The following is a 16,761-nucleotide window of genomic DNA, read 5'->3' on the forward strand; positions in this document are numbered from 1 at the left end:
CCAGTAAGCGCATTTTAATCACTCAGCCCCTTTACTTCCAACCACCTCCGAGGTCACGGTAGGTAACGGCTACGGTATTCAACTGATCTCTTTTTGTTTTGATCAGTTCTAATTTTGCTTCCAAAGCATCCCGCTGTGTCATGAGTACCTCAAAGTAATCAACTCGGGCAGACTTGAACAGATCATTGGAGATATCATTTGACTTGGTCAAAGCTTCTACCTGCTGCGATTTGAGATCATAACTTTTTTGCAGATTGCTTATCTTCGATAGGTTGTTTGACACCTCGGCATATGCACTCAATATCGTTTGCTGATAGTTGTACATTGCTTGCAACTGGAGTGCGCTTGCTTTACTAAATTCAGCTTTTATACCATTTTTATTAATTAATGGTGTAGCAAGTTCTCCCGCAAGCGAGTATAACATCGACTCTGGCATCTTTACAAAGTAAGAGGGCTTGAAAGCTTCTAAACCCAAAGTTGCCGAGATGTTGAAAGAAGGATAAAATTCGGCACGTGCTACTTTGACATCTAATTTTGCAGCAGCTAAATCTAGCTCAGCCTTTCTGATATCCGCTCTATTTGCCAATAACTGTGAAGGGATACCACTATGAACTGCAGGTGATACCATGGTCAAAAAGCTATTTTTGTCCCGTGGAATCTTTTGAGCGTATCTACCCAATAAAAGATTGATCCGATTCTCCGTTTCTTGAATATCCTGTTTAATCTCATAAGCCAAGCTTTGCGAATTGAGCATTTCAGCTTTGAATTTTTGTACCGCCAATTCCGTAGATCGAGCTGCCTCTTTTTGTGCTTTGATCACCTCAAGCGCATTCTGTTGCAATTTGATGGTTTCTTGCACCACATCGAGTTGGTTATCTAAGGCTAATAGTTCGTAATAACTGTTAGCAACCTCGGCAACCAGATTGGTCAAGACAAAATTCTTGCCTTCCATCGTGGAGAGATAGCGGGCTATGGCTGCTTTCTTTTGATCATGGAGTTTGCCCAAAATATCGATCTCCCAGTTACCTGTCAGTGCAGCCTCGTAATTCATCAGTGGATCTGGAAATTTCTTGCCCGGAACGATATCTGTACTTGCGTCGCCAGCACCTTGACTGGTATAGCGTCCTACTTTTTCAACTCCGGCGCCAATTTTGGCTCCTACTGTCGGCAATAACTGACCTTGTTTAAAACGGACTTCACTTTTCGCAATCTCGATCTCCTGCAAGGTGATCATGAGCTCTTGATTGTTTTTCAAAGCGGTATCGATCAAGTTGCTGAGATAATGATCGGAGAAGAAATCACGCCAGGGCGTGACGACCATATTCGTACTGTCTTTTAAAGCTGTCGTTGTGCTGTCATTATATGCGACAGGCACGATTTTGTTTTCTTTAATGATTGGAACGGAAGGCACCTTACAGCTTGCTACTGAAACGCAGATCAAGCCTATTCCAATCCATTTTTTTATCTTGATATTATTCATGATGATCGATTTCTTCTGATAAAGGATTCTCGTTTTCGTAACTTGCCAATTTGCTTCTGGATGCTATCTTTCCAAAAATATAATACAGTCCCGGTATAATCAGTAATCCAAATACGGTACCGATTAGCATACCACCAGCTGCCGCACTTCCGATGGTCCTGTTGCCGATAGCACCTGGCCCGGTTGCAAATGCCAATGGTACTAGACCAGCAATAAAGGCAAAAGAAGTCATCAAGATAGGACGGAATCGTACACCCGCTCCTTCAATAGCAGCAGCAAGTACAGAGCTACCGGCATGGTGTTTTTGTACCGCAAATTCGATAATCAATACCGCATTCTTCCCGAGCAGTCCGATAAGCATAACCATGGCGACCTGAGCATAAATATTATTTTCTAGACCCAATACTTTGAGCAGTAGGAATGCTCCAAAAATACCTGCAGGCAACGAAAGTACTACGGCTAGTGGCAATACAAAGCTTTCATATTGGGCGGCTAATATCATGTATACGAAGGTCAAACAGATCAAAAAGATGTAGATGGCTTCATTACCTCGGGAAACTTCATCTTTAGAAATACCTGCCCATTCAATACCATACCCTCTAGGCAATGTTGCCTTGGCTACCTCTGTAACCGCTTTAATCGCTTCGCCACTGCTATATCCTGGAGCCGAGGAGCCACTTATCTCCGAAGAGTTATACATATTGTGTCGTGTGATTTCGGAAAGACCATATACTTTTTCCAGTGTCATAAATGCCGCATATGGTACCATCTCATCCCTATTATTTTTCACGTAAAGTTTGAGTATATCGTCTGGTTGCGCACGATATTGCGGTAATGCCTGTACCATGACTTTATACTGCCGATCATATTTAATAAAACTGGTTTCGTAGTTACTTCCTACCAATGTGGATAAAGTACTCATCGCATTGTCAATCGTCACTCCTTTTTGTTCGGCTTTTTCGTTGTCGATATGCAACATAAATTGTGGGAAACTAGCGCTGTAAAAGGTAAATACAGATGCTAGCTCTGGGCGTTTGCTCAGCTCTTTGACGAGATCTTTACTTACGGTCTCCATTTTTTTGAAATCACCTGATCCTGCTTTATCTAAAAGACGTAATTCAAATCCCCCAGCTGCACCGTATCCGGGAACTGCCGGAGGCCCAAAAAATTCAATGGTGGCACCAGTAATATCTTTTGACTTTTCTTCTAACTCGTGCATCACATCCTGAACGGAGCTTTTGCGATCTTCCCAACTTTTTAAGTTGATCAAGCAGGTTCCAGTGTTAGCTCCGGTACCTTCAGTTAGAATTTCATAACCGGCTAATGACGATACAGACTTTACACCATCGATATTCATGGCGATGGACTGGAGTTTCTCTGCAATTTGATTTGTCCGCTCTAGTGTTGACCCAGGAGGCGTTTGGATGATTGCATAAAACATCCCTTGATCTTCATTGGGAATAAATCCCGATGGCAGGCTGTTGTTTAAAAAGAAGATGGCGGAACAGAAGGCTGCTAAAAGCACAAAGGTGACCAATCTTTTATTGACGATTTTACTCAATAAGTTTTGATAGCGATTGGCTCCTGTAGTAAAGAGGTTGTTAAAGCTTGTCAAGAACTTATTGAGCAATGTTTTTTTCTTCGGTTTTCCATGCTCATTTTTCAGGATCATGGCGCATAATGCTGGAGTGAGGGTCAGTGCGACTACGCCAGATAGAATAATGGCTGTTGCCATAGTGATGGAAAACTGCTTGTAAAAGATACCGACAGGCCCCGACATAAATGCTACTGGGATAAACACAGCTGCCATGACCAGTGTAATGGCGATGATCGCGCCACTAATCTCATGCATGGCCTCTTCGGTCGCTTTTAAAGGTGAAAGATTTTTTTCCTCCATCTTGGCATGGACCGCTTCGATGACCACGATGGCGTCATCCACCACGACCCCGATGGCCATCACTAATGCAAAGAGGGTGATGAGGTTGAGTGTAATCCCGAACACGGACATAAAAGCAAACGTACCGATCAATGATACGGGCACTGCCATAGCGGGAATCAGGGTAGATCGCCAATCGCCTAAAAATAGAAATACTACAATACCCACCAGTACAAAGGCCTCGAGCAGTGTATGGATTACTTTTTCGATCGACGCATCCAGAAACTTAGACACGTCATAACTGATCTCATAATCCATTCCTTTAGGAAAGCTGGTCGCTTTGATCTCCGCCAATTTGCTTTTGATATTTTTAATGACATCACTGGCATTACTGCCGTACGATTGCTTGATCACGATGGCCGCAGATGGTCTGCCGTTAAGGGTCGAGTAGATATCATACATGGAGCTTCCAAATTCGACATCTGCTACATCTTTTACGCGCAGTACTTCACCACTAGGATTTGATTTCAGTATGATGTTTTCATAACCCTCTTTGGTATTGAATCGACCTGGATATTTAAGGACATATTCAAATGCTTGTGATCTTTTGCCCGAACTTTCGCCCGTTTTACCAGGAGAGGCTTCTAAACTTTGTTCATCAAGAGCTTTTAACACTTCATCAGCAGATATTTTGTAAGCCAGCATGCGATCTGGTTTTAACCAAATACGCATGGCATATTCTCTGTTACCTAGAATATCGGCAACACCAACACCGTCAATACGTTTCAGCTCGGATAAGATATTGATATCACCGTAGTTGAAGAGAAAGTTTTGATCGGCTTTCGGGTCTTTACTGAATAAGTTGACGTAGACGAGCATGTTGGACTCTTCACGCGTGATCTTTACACCTTCGCGAACGACTAAAGGCGGTAATTTATTGATCACAGAAGAAACTCTATTTTGTACATTGACCGCAGCGAGATTGGGGTCCGTTCCTAAGTTGAAAATAACTTGGATAGAAGCTTCGCCATCATTACCTGCATCTGATGTAATGTACTTCATACCTGGTACGCCATTGATCGCGCGCTCAAGGGGGATAAGTACTGATTTGACCATCAACTCACCATTTGCCCCAGGGTACTCTGCAGTAATATTTACTTTAGGAGGTGAAATGGAAGGAAACTGCGTAATGGGCAGTTTGAGCATCGATAATACACCAAGAAATACAATGATCAAGGAGATGACGATGGACAGGACTGGTCTATGAATAAATTTATTAAACATCGTTGATTTTTTAAGGTGGAACTATTGAGCGTGTATTTGCAAATGGGACATCGCCTCCTGTGGTGCTACAAATTCGACTTTGATTTTATCATCGTCTTTGACTTTTTGAACGCCATCGATGAGGATCCGATCTGTCTCTGCCAATCCTGAAGAGACGAGGTATAGATCTGGCAGTTCATTCCCGATGGTGATATTTCTAGATTTTACAACACCATTTTTATCTACGACAAATACATAGATTTTATCTTGGATCTCGTAAGTAGCTTTTTGAGGTATGATCAAAGCTTTTTTTAATGGGACAAGCATTTGAACACGGCCAGTCTCGCCATTTCTAAGTAGTTTGTCTGGATTTGGAAATCGTGCCCTAAAGGCAATACTTCCTGTTTCGTTGTTAAATTCACTCTCTATTGTTTCAACCTTTCCTTTGTACTTTAGCACTTCATTATTGGCAAGAAGTAAATTTACTTCGTTGTTGGCTCTATTTTGAATATGAGTTTGATAGTCTAAGTACTCCGATTCGGATACATTGAAATAGGCATATACTTGACTATTGTCAGATAAGGTGGTCAGCAGTTGTCCTTCATCCACAAGGCTCCCTAATTTTAAAGGAATGCGATTGATTGTACCAGCAAAAGGTGCTCGGATCTCCGTAGCTGTCACATGTAGTTTTGCTAGTGACATCTCAGCTTTAGCTTGATCAACTTTTGCTTGTGCTAGCGCCAATTCGTTTTTCGATACAATATTTTTATCGGACAATGCCTTTGTGTTTTCTAGCTCTATTTCTTCGGCTTTTACCTGTGCCTGTGTTTTTAAATATTCGGCTTCATAGAACTTGGGCATTATCTTGAACAGAAGCTGACCTGCCTGTACGGTCTGCCCTTCATCTACATAGATTTGTTGCAAATATCCTTTTTCTAAACCTCGAATTTCGATGTTACGGATCGACTGGATCTGTGAGACATAGTTTTTGGAAATCGTGGTATCCAATAATATTGGAGTCGTCACTTGGTACTCAATGTTCTCGATCTTTTCTTCTTTTTTAGGAGAGCAGCTGGTTTGGATCAATAAGACATACAAACACACGAACATGCCTGTGCTAATTCTTTTCATGAATGAAATTTTAATAATAATATTTAAATAAGTTGGTTGATATTTCTAGAATGGGGGAGACACTTCAGTTGCACAATATCAAAAAATAAGATATACAGCACAAAAAATATAACACGCTGATGCGGTTTATTTTAGGATTGATCTAAGATACTGAAGTGAGTAGGGATTCACAGGCGAAGCACGCGCTGTGCAATGTATTTGTCTGTAGGGGTAAAAGGTTGCTTTCTAAAAATCGATATGCGACTGTCTAAATTTTTAAGAATAAAAATTAATGCTAGGGCATAGCTAAGTAAGGCAATATTTTTAAAAATTGTAATGGAATGGGATTCGAATACGATTTCATCTTCAACATCATCTTCTGTCAGGTCGTAAGTGCGTTCATTGATCGCTTTACTGAAGATACTGTTAACATGCGATACTTTTATTTTTGTTGCGTTTAACCCACTTACAGACGAATTTGATGTAATTAAATTGCGGTGTAGGTTACTTGAAGTCGATATCTGGCCATCCCCTTGTACAAGGAGAAGATTGAAAATTAGCACCAGTAAATATATCGCTCTCATATTGGCGGTAAAAGTAGTATCAAGAATGATATCTTACACCATATTAACACTTTTTAACTGTCAGCTTTTTGTAAAAAAATAAACCACTCATTTAATTTAAAGTATAACGTATGGTCATCCGTCTACTATGCTGTGAGGTTTCTTGATTGTAGTAAATCCAATATTGTCTGCAGGCAGAATACATCCAGTAGCAGACACCTGTGCTGGTTTGTCATAGGAATGAGAGAAACGAATAAACTGCCGTCGAAGATTGCGTTATTTTATTCGTTATGAAATAATTTTGGATAGTAGCAAATGGATCAATAATTGGATAATAATCATCAATTCCAAATGAAGAAGAATTTGTAAAGTATCAAGCAATTATAATCGTAAATAATACAAATTTATCTAAGTTTGGTTGAAATGAAGATCGGTAAAGGTTTAAAGATAGTTCTTACTAGTGTAATTATACTAATTGTAATGGGTAATGTTTATTTAACGCTGCCTCTGTTTGGCGGTCACATCAGTGGTGCTCGTTTGGAGCGTGTAAAGAAGTCGTCTAATTTTAGGGATGGACAATTTCAAAATCTTGAAAATACTCCTTCATTAAAAGAAGGGCAGAGTTTTGTGGGAGTGATGTATGATTTTTTGTTTAAAGATCGTGCTATCAGAAGTCCTCAGGTACCGCTTCCGGTGATGAAGCAGGATCTTAAAAACTTACCCGCAGATGATCTGATGATCTGGTTTGGCCACTCGTCTTATCTGTTGCAGATAGACGGTAAGATTATTTTGGTAGATCCAGTATTTTCGCATAATGCTTCGCCGGTACCAGGTAGTAACAAGCCTTTCCATATGTCATACACTTATCAGGCAGGTGACTTTCCTCCGATAGATCTCTTGCTCATCAGTCATGATCATTACGATCACTTGGATTATGAAACCATTCTTGAACTGGAACCTCAGACTGAACAGGTGATTTGTGGGCTTGGTGTTGGAGCGCATTTTGAGCGATGGGGGTATTCCGAAAGCAAAATCACAGAGCTGGACTGGTATGAGGAGACTCGTCTTGGTAATGAATTTAAAATTGTTTCTACGCCAGCACGTCACTTCTCTGGAAGAAAATTCAAACGCAATACCACGCTATGGACCTCCTTTGTATTGCAGACGGCTGCCTATAATTTGTTTTTGGGCGGAGATAGTGGTTATGGTCGGCATTTTAAAACAATTGGGGATAAATACGGACCGTTTGACTTGGCGATATTGGAAAATGGTCAATATAATGAAGCTTGGCATTATATTCACACGATGCCCGATGAACTCTTAAAGGAAGTCAAAGATTTAGGTGCAAAACATTTTTTACCTGTGCATTCGGGCAAATTTGCATTAGCGTTGCACGATTGGAAAGAACCACTTGAGCTTATCAGTCAATATGCAGAGCAGCAACGGATTCCTGTATTAACGCCTACAATGGGCGAAATTGTCTATCTGAAAAATATGAATAAACAGTATGGTAAATGGTGGGAAGATCTAAAATAAAATAAGACTATTTTTTGTTTTTTTCTTCAATCCAAAGGGATAGATATTTGGTGCTTAATACTGAATGATGTAATAAGAGCTGTCCGATAAAATTTTGTTGACGGTGTGCCTGAAGCTGTGCTTTAATAAATCGAATCGTCATTAAAAAATCGTCTTCAAATTTGTCTCTTGCATAGCGCTGGTTGATGATTGCTATCCCGTGGCGCTGAGCATCTAACCATGCAGATTTGTCGGTATATAATTCAATAGACTTTGCGACAAATAGCTCAGGTTCATTGGCTATAAAACCATTCCATGGAAAATCACCACACATAGCTTCCGCTCCGATACTTGTAGTCACCGATGGCGTACCCGTTTGCATAGCATCTATAAATTTCCCTTTTACACCTGCGCCAAATTGAATAGGGGCTAAGAGTACACGGTGATTGGATAGGGTATCCTGTGCATGGTCAGCTCTTCCATGAACGAAGAATCTTTCCTTGGGATTATGGAGCTGCAATACTTTTTGACTCGGATAAGCACCATAGATATTTAAGTTAACTTTTGGTAGCTGCCTGCTCAGTAACGGCCAAATTTTGGTTTTTAAATACTGTACGGTGTTCCAATTCGGTTCATGAATAAAATTGCCGATAAACATAAAGTCTGCGCGCTTTTCAAATGTCTTCCAGCTTGCTACGCACGCTTCATCAATCTCTTCCTCTAAAAATGGCAAATAATAAAGAATCGATGGGTTGATGGCAAATTGATTGGTCAATAACTGCATCTCAAGTTCAGAAATAATGATGGATATATCTGAACGTAGGATTGCTGCGATCTCGCGTTTGGCAATATCTGAATAGAGTAAGGCTTGGTCAAATTGCTCTCCACTCTTGGTATTGGTTTGGCGAGCGTGCCTTAAGAAGTGTAAATCTTCTGTATCCAATATGCGTACAGCATCGGGAGACACTTGAGCGACTCGCCAACTATATTGCTCCTCGGTCATAAAGCGATCGAAAACAACAATATTAGGATTGAGCGCTTGAACAAATTCATTGAAACTCGCATCATTGAGCTTTATTTCAACTTCATGGATACCCATTGCACTTAAATCTGCGCTGTATGGTGATTTAGACGCAGCACTAGCAAAGGTGATTGTATTATCATTATTCTGAAAGCTTTTTAGCAATTGTATGATGCGAAATCCTGCAGCAGATGAGCTGGGTTCTGGCCATACTAGACCGATAAAAAGTATTTCTTGTTTTTCCATCGACGGAAATTTACACAAAAAGCGTTAGACCATATTCATTATTTTTTCAAATGCTTGTTTTTCAAATGAAGATAATTGTGCTAGGGATTCATCGCGTAGGTCTGATGATCAAATCGTACATGCTAAGAATCAAGAATGATTAAAAAAATAAGTATGACCAAATTGGGATTGCAGAGTGATAGATCGATCATATATCAATTCATTTCCATTTATATCAAGGCATTATTTGCGGTCCATAAATAAATGTATCTTGTTTTAAAACAAGGATTACAATTTGTTTATTTAATGTGAGTAAATACTTTTTATATTTAGTGGAGCTAACTTTGTCAGTACAGATATGAAGAAATTATTGCTAAGCGGAATCCAAAAACTATCTCCTAAGACCTATTGGAAAGAGTTATTGGCTGTTTTTATTGTCTTGTTGGCTTTTGTATTTTTCAGAAGCGAACGTAAAGAAATTGCATCTATCGGTCCGCAGTTGGCAGCAGCAGACTTCAATTGGTTGTTGGTCGGTTTGGTGATAACCATCATGTACATATTACTACAAGGTGTCATGTACATCTTTAGCTTTCGATCAATTGGTTTAAAATTGAATCTATGGGATGCCATTGAGTTGTTTTTAAAAAGAAATCTTTTGAGCGTTTTTCTTCCCGCTGGCGGTGTGAGCTCTTTGGCGTATACCACCTCACAATTGAGAAAGAAACAGCTCAATGCAACAAAAATTCATCAAGCAGGAGCAATATATGGCTATGTGGGTTTACTGACCGTTTTTATCATAGGTGTACCCATTATTCTGTATACTATTTTTGATCATAAAAGTTTTGATAATGCTTGGATTTCATTAGTTGTACTGGGTATTTTGCTCGGCTTTTCTTTTATATTCTTTTGGTCGATCAGAGTTAAAAATGGCCTATACCGCTGGTTGGAAATAAAATTTCCGAAACTGATTGTTAACATGCATGAGCTGTTTTCTGCTCATATTCATAAGGGATATTTGTGGATGACTATTGGGATCTCCATTGCTATTGAGTTATGTGGTATTGCTCACGCATTTATCAGTATGCACGCATTACAAACTCATGTATCTTTTGAAGCGGCCGCCGTAGCCTATACCATCACAGTCGTATTGATGATGGTATCTCCTTTTTTGAGGGGACTTGGTGCCGTAGAGTTTACCATGCTGTACATCCTAACGTCGTATGGTTATAGCAAAGAGCAAGGCTTGAGTATTACGATCATATATCGTTCCTTTGAATTTTGGTTGCCTTTGCTTTTTGGTGTTATCTCCTTTATCTGGAGAGGGCGACAGATTATAGCCCGTATTTTACCAGCCATCGCTATTTTCTTCTTGGGTATTATCAATTTGATTTCAGTAGCTACACCACCTTTGGTTGAGCGCATGCGACTGGAAAAGTATTATTTACCCATCGAAGCGATGCATGCATCGAAGTTGATGGTTTTGGTTTTAGGATTAGGTCTTATGGTGAGTGCGGCATACCTCATTAAGGGATATCGGTCCGCTTACTGGATTGCTCTTATCTTTTCATTTTTATCGTTGTTGGGTCATATTGGTAAAGCACTAGATTATGAAGAAGCACTAGTATCGTTATTTATTATCATTTTATTGATTTCCAATCGAAAGCAATATCGGATCAAGATTAATAAAAATTGGATGCAAATTGGTTTTGCAACGTTTTTCATTGCATTAGCCGGTGTCTGTTTATTTGGTTTTGTTTGTTTTTATGTGATTGATAAAAAACATTTTGGTGTTGATTTTACTTGGCAGCAATCGCTTTATTATACGATGCAAAGCTTTTTGTTATTTAATGATGAGTTGATCCCACGAACCACATTTGGACGAGAGTTTTTGAATATCACCCATTTTTTAGGACTCTTTTCTTGGATGCTGTTAATTTATACGTTTTTATGTCCTCGAATAATTAAAGAGGAGGATAATGAACAACAGGACTTGGATAGAGCAAAGGGATTACTCAAGCAGTTTGGCGGTTCACCTATGGATTATTTTAAAATTGCGGCAGATAAGCAACTCTATTTTTCTAAAATAACCGATGGCTTTGTTGCCTATCGGATCAGTCAAGCTTTTGCAATTGTTTTAGATGAACCCGTCTGTGCCTATGATGATAAAGATGATGTCATTGCCGAATTTGAACGGTATTGTGCTTCCTTGGGATTAAAATCTGTTTATTACCGCGTAGATGAAAATAGCCTGTCCTATTTTAATATGCTTCGGAAAAGAAAAATAGTTATCGGACAGGAGGCATTGATGGATGTATCACTGTTTTCCTTGGAAGGTAAAAGCCGCAAATCACTTCGAAATGCCTTAAATAGTTTAGAAAAAAAAGGATATAAAACTCGTTTAGTGTTAGCGCCTCATGATGATCAGTTTATTGCGGAATTAAAAAGAGTATCTGATGAGTGGTTGACCGTATTTGATAAGAAAGAGATGATTTTTTCACAAGGGCAGTTTGATGCTGTAGCAATTGCTGAACAAGATGTGATCGTCGTACAGGACGATCAGGCTAAAGTCGTCTCATTTTTAAATATTATTCCTGATTTTACCGAAGGGGAATGTACGTATGACCTCATTAGGAAAGTGGAAACAGCACCAGGCGGATGTATGGATGCTATGATTGTTGAATTGGTCAGCTATGCCCGAAAAAAAGGGAGTAAATATATCAATTTGGGTATGGTACCCATGAGTGGCATTGAATCTCCTGATAATCCAGCAGAGCAGATCATGAAGTTTGCTGCGGATAAAGTGGGGTCTTTTAAACATTATCAGAGCTTGAGAGATTTTAAAGAGAAGTATGCGACGATCTGGGAAAACAAGTACTTAATTTTTGGCAATGATTTTGACTTGTTACAACTGCCGCAAGCTTTGTCTAAAGTAATGAGGCCTGATCATGAATAGAATGCAGATGATACGCACAAAATTAGGATTATTGATACTCTTGTTTTTGATAAAAATAACAGTAATGGGCCAGCAGAAAGAATCGTCGCTCAAAATTTGGAATAATAATCCCACTAACCCAGTGATACTTTTTCTAAGCGGAGACGGAGGTTTTAACAGTTTTTCTTCGAGCTATTGTGAACTTTTGGGAAAAGAGGGATATACTGTCGGGGCAGTAAATTCTAAAAGCTTTTTCTGGGATAAAAAATCTGCCGATCAGATCGCAAAGCAACTGACAAAGAGTGTTGAGCAATTGTTGGATGGAAGAAAAAATCAACATGTATATTTTGTTGGATATTCGTTTGGTGCAGATGTGATCCCATTTGTTGTTAACAAATTGACAGCAGATTGGAAAAAAAGATTGCAGGCTGTTGCGCTTATTGAACCGTCAACTTCTACTGATCTGGAAATTCACGTATCAGATTTACTCGGTCGGAGTAATATCAAACGAAGCATGGATGTGGTTGCCGAAATCAATAAGATGATTGGTATAAAAACAGCGATCGTATTAGGTGAAGATGAAAGTGACTTCCCGATTAAAAATATCCGTTTGGCAAATCTTCAAGCCATCTTTTTAAAAGGGAATCATCATTTTAATGGAAATGCACTGGAGCTCGTGAAGGCAACAGTGAAATATTTTGCATCGAAATAATGATATTATGGGGGCAGATTTAATAATCACCTGATTGAGCTTCATGCTACTCCCTGTGAAAAGATCATCCATGTCTACAGCTACACAATATAGTTCATTGGTTTACGATGTGTTGTATGGCCTCGGCTCAATTTAGTCTCATTCCTGTGTGTTGTTGAAGTGATGGTCTTTTCTATGCTATGGAACGTGTGATATAGGAGGGAGATGTCAAGTCAAGAAAAAATAAATCTAATTTTCTTGTTGTAGGTCAATTTTTAAAGAAGTATAATTGATATGTTTGTTTAATCTTAAAAAAATAGAAAAATATGGAATTAGGAATAGGAATGTTTGGCGATTTGCATATTGATCCCAAAACTGGACAAATACAATCTTCACAAGAAAAATTACATCAAATTATTGAACAAATAAAACTGATGGATGAAGTCGGGCTTGATTTTTTTGGAATGGGGGAACATCACCGTCGGGATTATGCTGTTTCTGCTCCTGAAATTATCTTAGCCGCTGCTGCATCTGTTACTAAAAATATAAAATTGGGAAGTGCTGTTTCTGTATTAAGTTCGGCAGATCCAGTAAAGCTCTACCAAGATTTTGCTACAGTAGATGTGTTGTCCAATGGTCGTGCTGAGCTTATGGCAGGCAGAGGATCATTCATTGAGTCCTTTCCATTATTTGGCTATAATTTGAATGATTATGGTGCTTTGTTTGAGGAAAAACTAGATTTACTGACTAAATTGAATAGTCATGAAACCATCAATTGGACAGGTAAATTTCGACCTACCTTAGTGAATCAACAGATATATCCGCGTCCGGTGCAACCAAAATTACCGATCTGGGTTGCCATAGGAGGTACTACATCCTCTGTGATTCGTGCTGGTAAATTAGGTTTGCCTGTCATGTTTGCTATTATTGGCGGTACATACGAGGCTTTCAAGCCTTTGGTAGAGATGTATCAACAAGCATATGCGGACAATGGCCATGATATGGATAATTTTCAGGTAGGTGTGCATATGCACGCTCTTTTTGGAGACGATTCACAGCAGGTAGCAGATGCTTATTATCCAATTTACTCTGCACAGATGAATCGCATCGGTGGTGATCGCGGATGGCCTCCATATCAACGTACTCAATATGACTTTGGTCGGTCTTCACACGGGCATCTGATCATCGGTGATGCAGATTATGCCACAGATAAAATCTTGAAAATTCAGGAGTCTCTAGGACTGACCCGTTTTTCTGCACATATGGATGTAGGGGCACCAAGTCATCTTCAAATGATGAAAGCGATTGAGGTATTTGGAACTAAGATTGCTCCACAGGTAAGAGCAGCACTTAAAAAAGGAGAATAGGGAGAGTGCAAAACTTTACAGGAACATTTTTATATCGCTGAGATATGATTAACTTTGTTTTTTTTAAATAGAGAGGACAAAATGTTAGGATTGAAATTGTTAACGGATCCAAGATGGGCTAATATTGCGGAAGGAAATTTAGAAGAAATTCTGACCGATCACGCTTGGTGTGAACAGAAGGCTGCTTCAAATGCTATTTCTCTAATTATGTACAATTCGGAACATGAAGAATTGGTGCACGAATTGACGGCAATTGCTATTGAGGAAATGCAACATTTCCAAATGGTCATTGATATCATTAAAGCAAGAGGTTATACCCTGGGCAAAGAACGTAAAGATGATTATGTAGGCCAGTTGATGAAATTCAATAAAAAAGATGGTTCCCGTAATATGGCCTTTATCGATCGCTTACTATTTGCTGCTATGATTGAGGCTAGAAGTTGCGAACGTTTTCGAGTCTTGTCTCAACATATAAAAGATGAAGAGTTAGCCAAATTTTATCATGATCTAATGGTTTCAGAAGCCAATCACTATACTACCTTTCTGAATTTTGCGCGTCAATTTTCTACCGATGTAGATGTGGACAAACGTTGGAAAGAATGGCTGGATTTTGAAGGCAAACTCATACAATCATACGGTACCAAGGAAGCGATCCACGGATAAATATTACGATAACGTAAAAACCCCATTTTCAATTTATAGAAAATGGGGTTTTTACTATAATATGATCGTTGATCTACGTTCTAAAATACAATTGTCCATCCAGACGCCTTTCAGTTGTGCCGATTTATGTTGGGTACCCAAGACACTAAAACCGAACTTCTTGTGCAATGCAATACTTTTCTCATTTTCTGGAAAAATAAATGACATGATTGTCCATATACCGGCCTGTTCGGAACTATCGATGATATGTTGCATCAAAATCTTACCGATTCCTTTTCCATGATGATTTTCATCAATGTAGATGCTGAGTTCAGTGACTCCATGATAGCCCGTTCGTTGTAAAACAGGAGATAAAGCAACCCAACCAATAACAGTGTTGTCTTCCAGAGCAACAAATCGCATGTTTTTTAAATGGTCATAATCCCACGATTCCCAAGGGCTTATTTTTGTAGCTAAAGTAATGTTTCCTGCATCGATTGCCTGTTGATAGATGCGTGCAACATCATTATAATGCTGTTGTTCTAAATGTTTAATTTCCATCTGGAGCGTTATGATCGTTTTTTGTTTATCATGGAATACATGTTGCTCGATTCACATTTCAAAACTAGGAAAAGTTTGGATGCATTTTAAACTAATCTTGTATTTTAAAGAATTATAAACTTGTTTTTCATTTAGTTAAGGTATCTTCTTTGGTATCTATCTCAAGGACAAAAGAAATGAACGACCGATGCGTAAACTAAATTGCAGCAACATCGACAAGAGTAATAATTTATGATTCAGATAGTTCGGCTTTTTATGACATTATAAAAATAAGATTTTTATAGAAATAACCTTACCTTTGTCGTGTGACTGATAAAAGTAAAATAATTGATATTCGTAGTCTGTCGATAGATCAGATTAAAGAGAAGCTTACTGAAATGGGTGAGCAGGGTTTCCGTGCAAAACAAATTTACGAATGGATTTGGGCAAAATCTTGTGTGGATTTTGATTTGATGAGCAACCTCAGCAAACCTTTGCGAGAAAAGCTGAAAGAAAATTTTGTTATTCGTGCTGTTACAGTCAAACAATCGCAGATTAGTTCTGATCGTACTATCAAAAGCAGTTTTGCACTGTATGATGGCAACGTTATTGAGGGAGTTTTGATTCCTGCACCAGAACGTATGACAGCATGTGTGAGTTCACAAGTAGGCTGTAGCTTGACTTGTAAGTTTTGTGCCACGGGATACATGGATCGTAAACGTAATCTCAATGCAGACGAAATCTATGATCAAGTTGTTTTAATCGCTAGACAAGCAGAAGAAAAGTACCAACAACCATTGACGAACATTGTCTATATGGGCATGGGAGAGCCGCTTTTGAATTATGCGAATATGATGAAATCGGTCGAACGTATCACTTCTCCCGATGGTCTTAATATGGCCGCGAAACGTATTACAGTATCCACAGCAGGTATTGCCAAGATGATCAAGAAGCTCGGTGATGACCAAGTACGTTTTAACTTAGCCCTTTCTTTACATGCGGCTAATGATAAAAAGCGTAACGAGATTATGCCGATCAACGAACAAAATACCTTAGAGGCTTTAGCAGATGCACTGAAATATTTTTATGCAAAAACAAAAAGCCCGATAACATTCGAATATATTGTTTTTGATAATTTCAATGATGATCTGGCAGATGCGAAAGAATTAGCGAGATTTTGTAAAAATGTACCTTGTAAGGTCAATATCATTGAATACAACCCAATTTCACTCGCTAGTTTTGTAAATGCCGACGCTGATAAAATTGAAGTATTTGCTAATTATTTAAAGAATCAAGGAATTATTACCAATGTTCGTAGAAGCCGCGGAAAAGATATCGATGCTGCGTGTGGACAGTTAGCAATTAAAGATAAAGAAGCTCAAGAAGCTTAATCAAATCATCATCATAGACGATCTATATTTCTTTTCAGCATTTCGTTTGGGAGGAGTTAACGCAAGTTGGAAAGCAATTTCTAATATCCTATAACATAGATTCTTTTGATAAATTTTGTTTTATTTACTATTTTGATCGTAAATA

General features: G+C 38.8%; 12 protein-coding genes. 6 read left to right on the forward strand and 6 right to left on the reverse strand.

Translation table 11 applies throughout. The features are described 5' to 3' along the window. Nucleotides 1-31: 31 nt before the first annotated feature. The 4 genes from AC06G9_RS00715 to AC06G9_RS00730 form a co-directional block, all read right to left on the reverse strand. Nucleotides 32-1,480 carry a TolC family protein gene (locus AC06G9_RS00715; protein WP_480957362.1) on the reverse strand — a complete coding sequence of 483 codons (1,449 nt, stop codon included), beginning with the start codon at nt 1,478-1,480 and terminating at the stop codon, nt 32-34. After that, nucleotides 1,473-4,640, reverse strand: coding sequence for an efflux RND transporter permease subunit (locus AC06G9_RS00720; protein WP_293928604.1), 3,168 nt, complete (start codon nt 4,638-4,640; stop codon nt 1,473-1,475). The genes AC06G9_RS00715 and AC06G9_RS00720 overlap by 8 nt, the downstream gene beginning before the upstream one ends. A gap of 21 nt (nt 4,641-4,661) precedes the next feature. Then, complete coding sequence (locus AC06G9_RS00725) at nt 4,662-5,750, reverse strand: efflux RND transporter periplasmic adaptor subunit (RefSeq protein WP_480957363.1); 1,089 nt, start codon at nt 5,748-5,750, stop codon at nt 4,662-4,664. A 167-nt stretch (nt 5,751-5,917) separates the two neighbouring features. Beyond that, nucleotides 5,918-6,313 (reverse strand): hypothetical protein, encoded by a 396-nt coding sequence (locus AC06G9_RS00730; RefSeq protein ID WP_045754605.1) that lies wholly within the window; start codon nt 6,311-6,313, stop codon nt 5,918-5,920. Nucleotides 6,314-6,772: 459 nt separating this feature from the next. On the opposite strand from AC06G9_RS00730, the gene AC06G9_RS00735 reads away from it, so the two are divergent. Continuing rightward, entirely contained in the window at nt 6,773-7,828 is a 1,056-nt protein-coding gene (locus tag AC06G9_RS00735) for an MBL fold metallo-hydrolase (RefSeq protein WP_260947607.1), read from the forward strand. A gap of 7 nt (nt 7,829-7,835) precedes the next feature. Here the strand turns inward: AC06G9_RS00735 and AC06G9_RS00740 are convergent, their stop codons facing one another. After that, on the reverse strand, nt 7,836-9,074 hold the full coding sequence (locus tag AC06G9_RS00740) for a glycosyltransferase (RefSeq protein WP_480957364.1): 1,239 nt from the start codon (nt 9,072-9,074) through the stop codon (nt 7,836-7,838). 337 nt (nt 9,075-9,411) lie between these two features. Here AC06G9_RS00740 and AC06G9_RS00745 point away from each other — a divergent pair, with 337 nt between their 5' ends. The 4 genes from AC06G9_RS00745 (at nt 9,412) to AC06G9_RS00760 (ending at nt 14,706) form a co-directional block, all read left to right on the forward strand. Beyond that, the gene (locus AC06G9_RS00745; RefSeq protein WP_094771901.1) at nt 9,412-12,006 is read left to right on the forward strand and encodes a phosphatidylglycerol lysyltransferase domain-containing protein; all 2,595 of its coding nucleotides are present in this window, start codon (nt 9,412-9,414) and stop codon (nt 12,004-12,006) included. A 7-nt stretch (nt 12,007-12,013) separates the two neighbouring features. Further along, nucleotides 12,014-12,697: an AcvB/VirJ family lysyl-phosphatidylglycerol hydrolase gene (locus tag AC06G9_RS00750; RefSeq protein ID WP_480957365.1), complete on the forward strand. Its 684-nt coding sequence runs from the start codon at nt 12,014-12,016 to the stop codon at nt 12,695-12,697. A gap of 305 nt (nt 12,698-13,002) precedes the next feature. Next, complete coding sequence (locus AC06G9_RS00755) at nt 13,003-14,043, forward strand: LLM class flavin-dependent oxidoreductase (RefSeq protein ID WP_480957366.1); 1,041 nt, start codon at nt 13,003-13,005, stop codon at nt 14,041-14,043. 81 nt (nt 14,044-14,124) lie between these two features. Then, on the forward strand, nt 14,125-14,706 hold the full coding sequence (locus AC06G9_RS00760; RefSeq protein WP_045754601.1) for a MiaE family protein: 582 nt from the start codon (nt 14,125-14,127) through the stop codon (nt 14,704-14,706). 54 nt (nt 14,707-14,760) lie between these two features. Here the strand turns inward: AC06G9_RS00760 and AC06G9_RS00765 are convergent, their stop codons facing one another. Beyond that, complete coding sequence (locus AC06G9_RS00765) at nt 14,761-15,246, reverse strand: N-acetyltransferase family protein (RefSeq protein WP_480957367.1); 486 nt, start codon at nt 15,244-15,246, stop codon at nt 14,761-14,763. A gap of 305 nt (nt 15,247-15,551) precedes the next feature. On the opposite strand from AC06G9_RS00765, the gene rlmN reads away from it, so the two are divergent. Continuing rightward, nucleotides 15,552-16,616, forward strand: a complete 1,065-nt coding sequence (rlmN, locus tag AC06G9_RS00770; protein WP_480957368.1) for a dual-specificity RNA methyltransferase RlmN — start codon at nt 15,552-15,554, stop codon at nt 16,614-16,616. The last annotated feature ends 145 nt before the right edge of the window (nt 16,617-16,761 follow it).

The organism is Sphingobacterium sp. MAE, assembly GCF_056711605.1.

Excerpts from the sequence above, each read along its gene's own strand:
- AC06G9_RS00715 (WP_480957362.1), bottom strand. The coding sequence starts at position 1,480 with ATGAATAATATCAAGATAAAAAAATGGATTGGAATAGGCTTGATCTGC.
- AC06G9_RS00720 (WP_293928604.1), bottom strand. The coding sequence starts at position 4,640 with ATGTTTAATAAATTTATTCATAGACCAGTCCTGTCCATCGTCATCTCC.
- AC06G9_RS00725 (WP_480957363.1), bottom strand. The coding sequence starts at position 5,750 with ATGAAAAGAATTAGCACAGGCATGTTCGTGTGTTTGTATGTCTTATTG.
- AC06G9_RS00730 (WP_045754605.1), bottom strand. The coding sequence starts at position 6,313 with ATGAGAGCGATATATTTACTGGTGCTAATTTTCAATCTTCTCCTTGTA.
- AC06G9_RS00735 (WP_260947607.1), top strand. The coding sequence starts at position 6,773 with ATGGGTAATGTTTATTTAACGCTGCCTCTGTTTGGCGGTCACATCAGT.
- AC06G9_RS00740 (WP_480957364.1), bottom strand. The coding sequence starts at position 9,074 with ATGGAAAAACAAGAAATACTTTTTATCGGTCTAGTATGGCCAGAACCC.
- AC06G9_RS00745 (WP_094771901.1), top strand. The coding sequence starts at position 9,412 with ATGAAGAAATTATTGCTAAGCGGAATCCAAAAACTATCTCCTAAGACC.
- AC06G9_RS00750 (WP_480957365.1), top strand. The coding sequence starts at position 12,014 with ATGATACGCACAAAATTAGGATTATTGATACTCTTGTTTTTGATAAAA.
- AC06G9_RS00755 (WP_480957366.1), top strand. The coding sequence starts at position 13,003 with ATGGAATTAGGAATAGGAATGTTTGGCGATTTGCATATTGATCCCAAA.
- AC06G9_RS00760 (WP_045754601.1), top strand. The coding sequence starts at position 14,125 with ATGTTAGGATTGAAATTGTTAACGGATCCAAGATGGGCTAATATTGCG.
- AC06G9_RS00765 (WP_480957367.1), bottom strand. The coding sequence starts at position 15,246 with ATGGAAATTAAACATTTAGAACAACAGCATTATAATGATGTTGCACGC.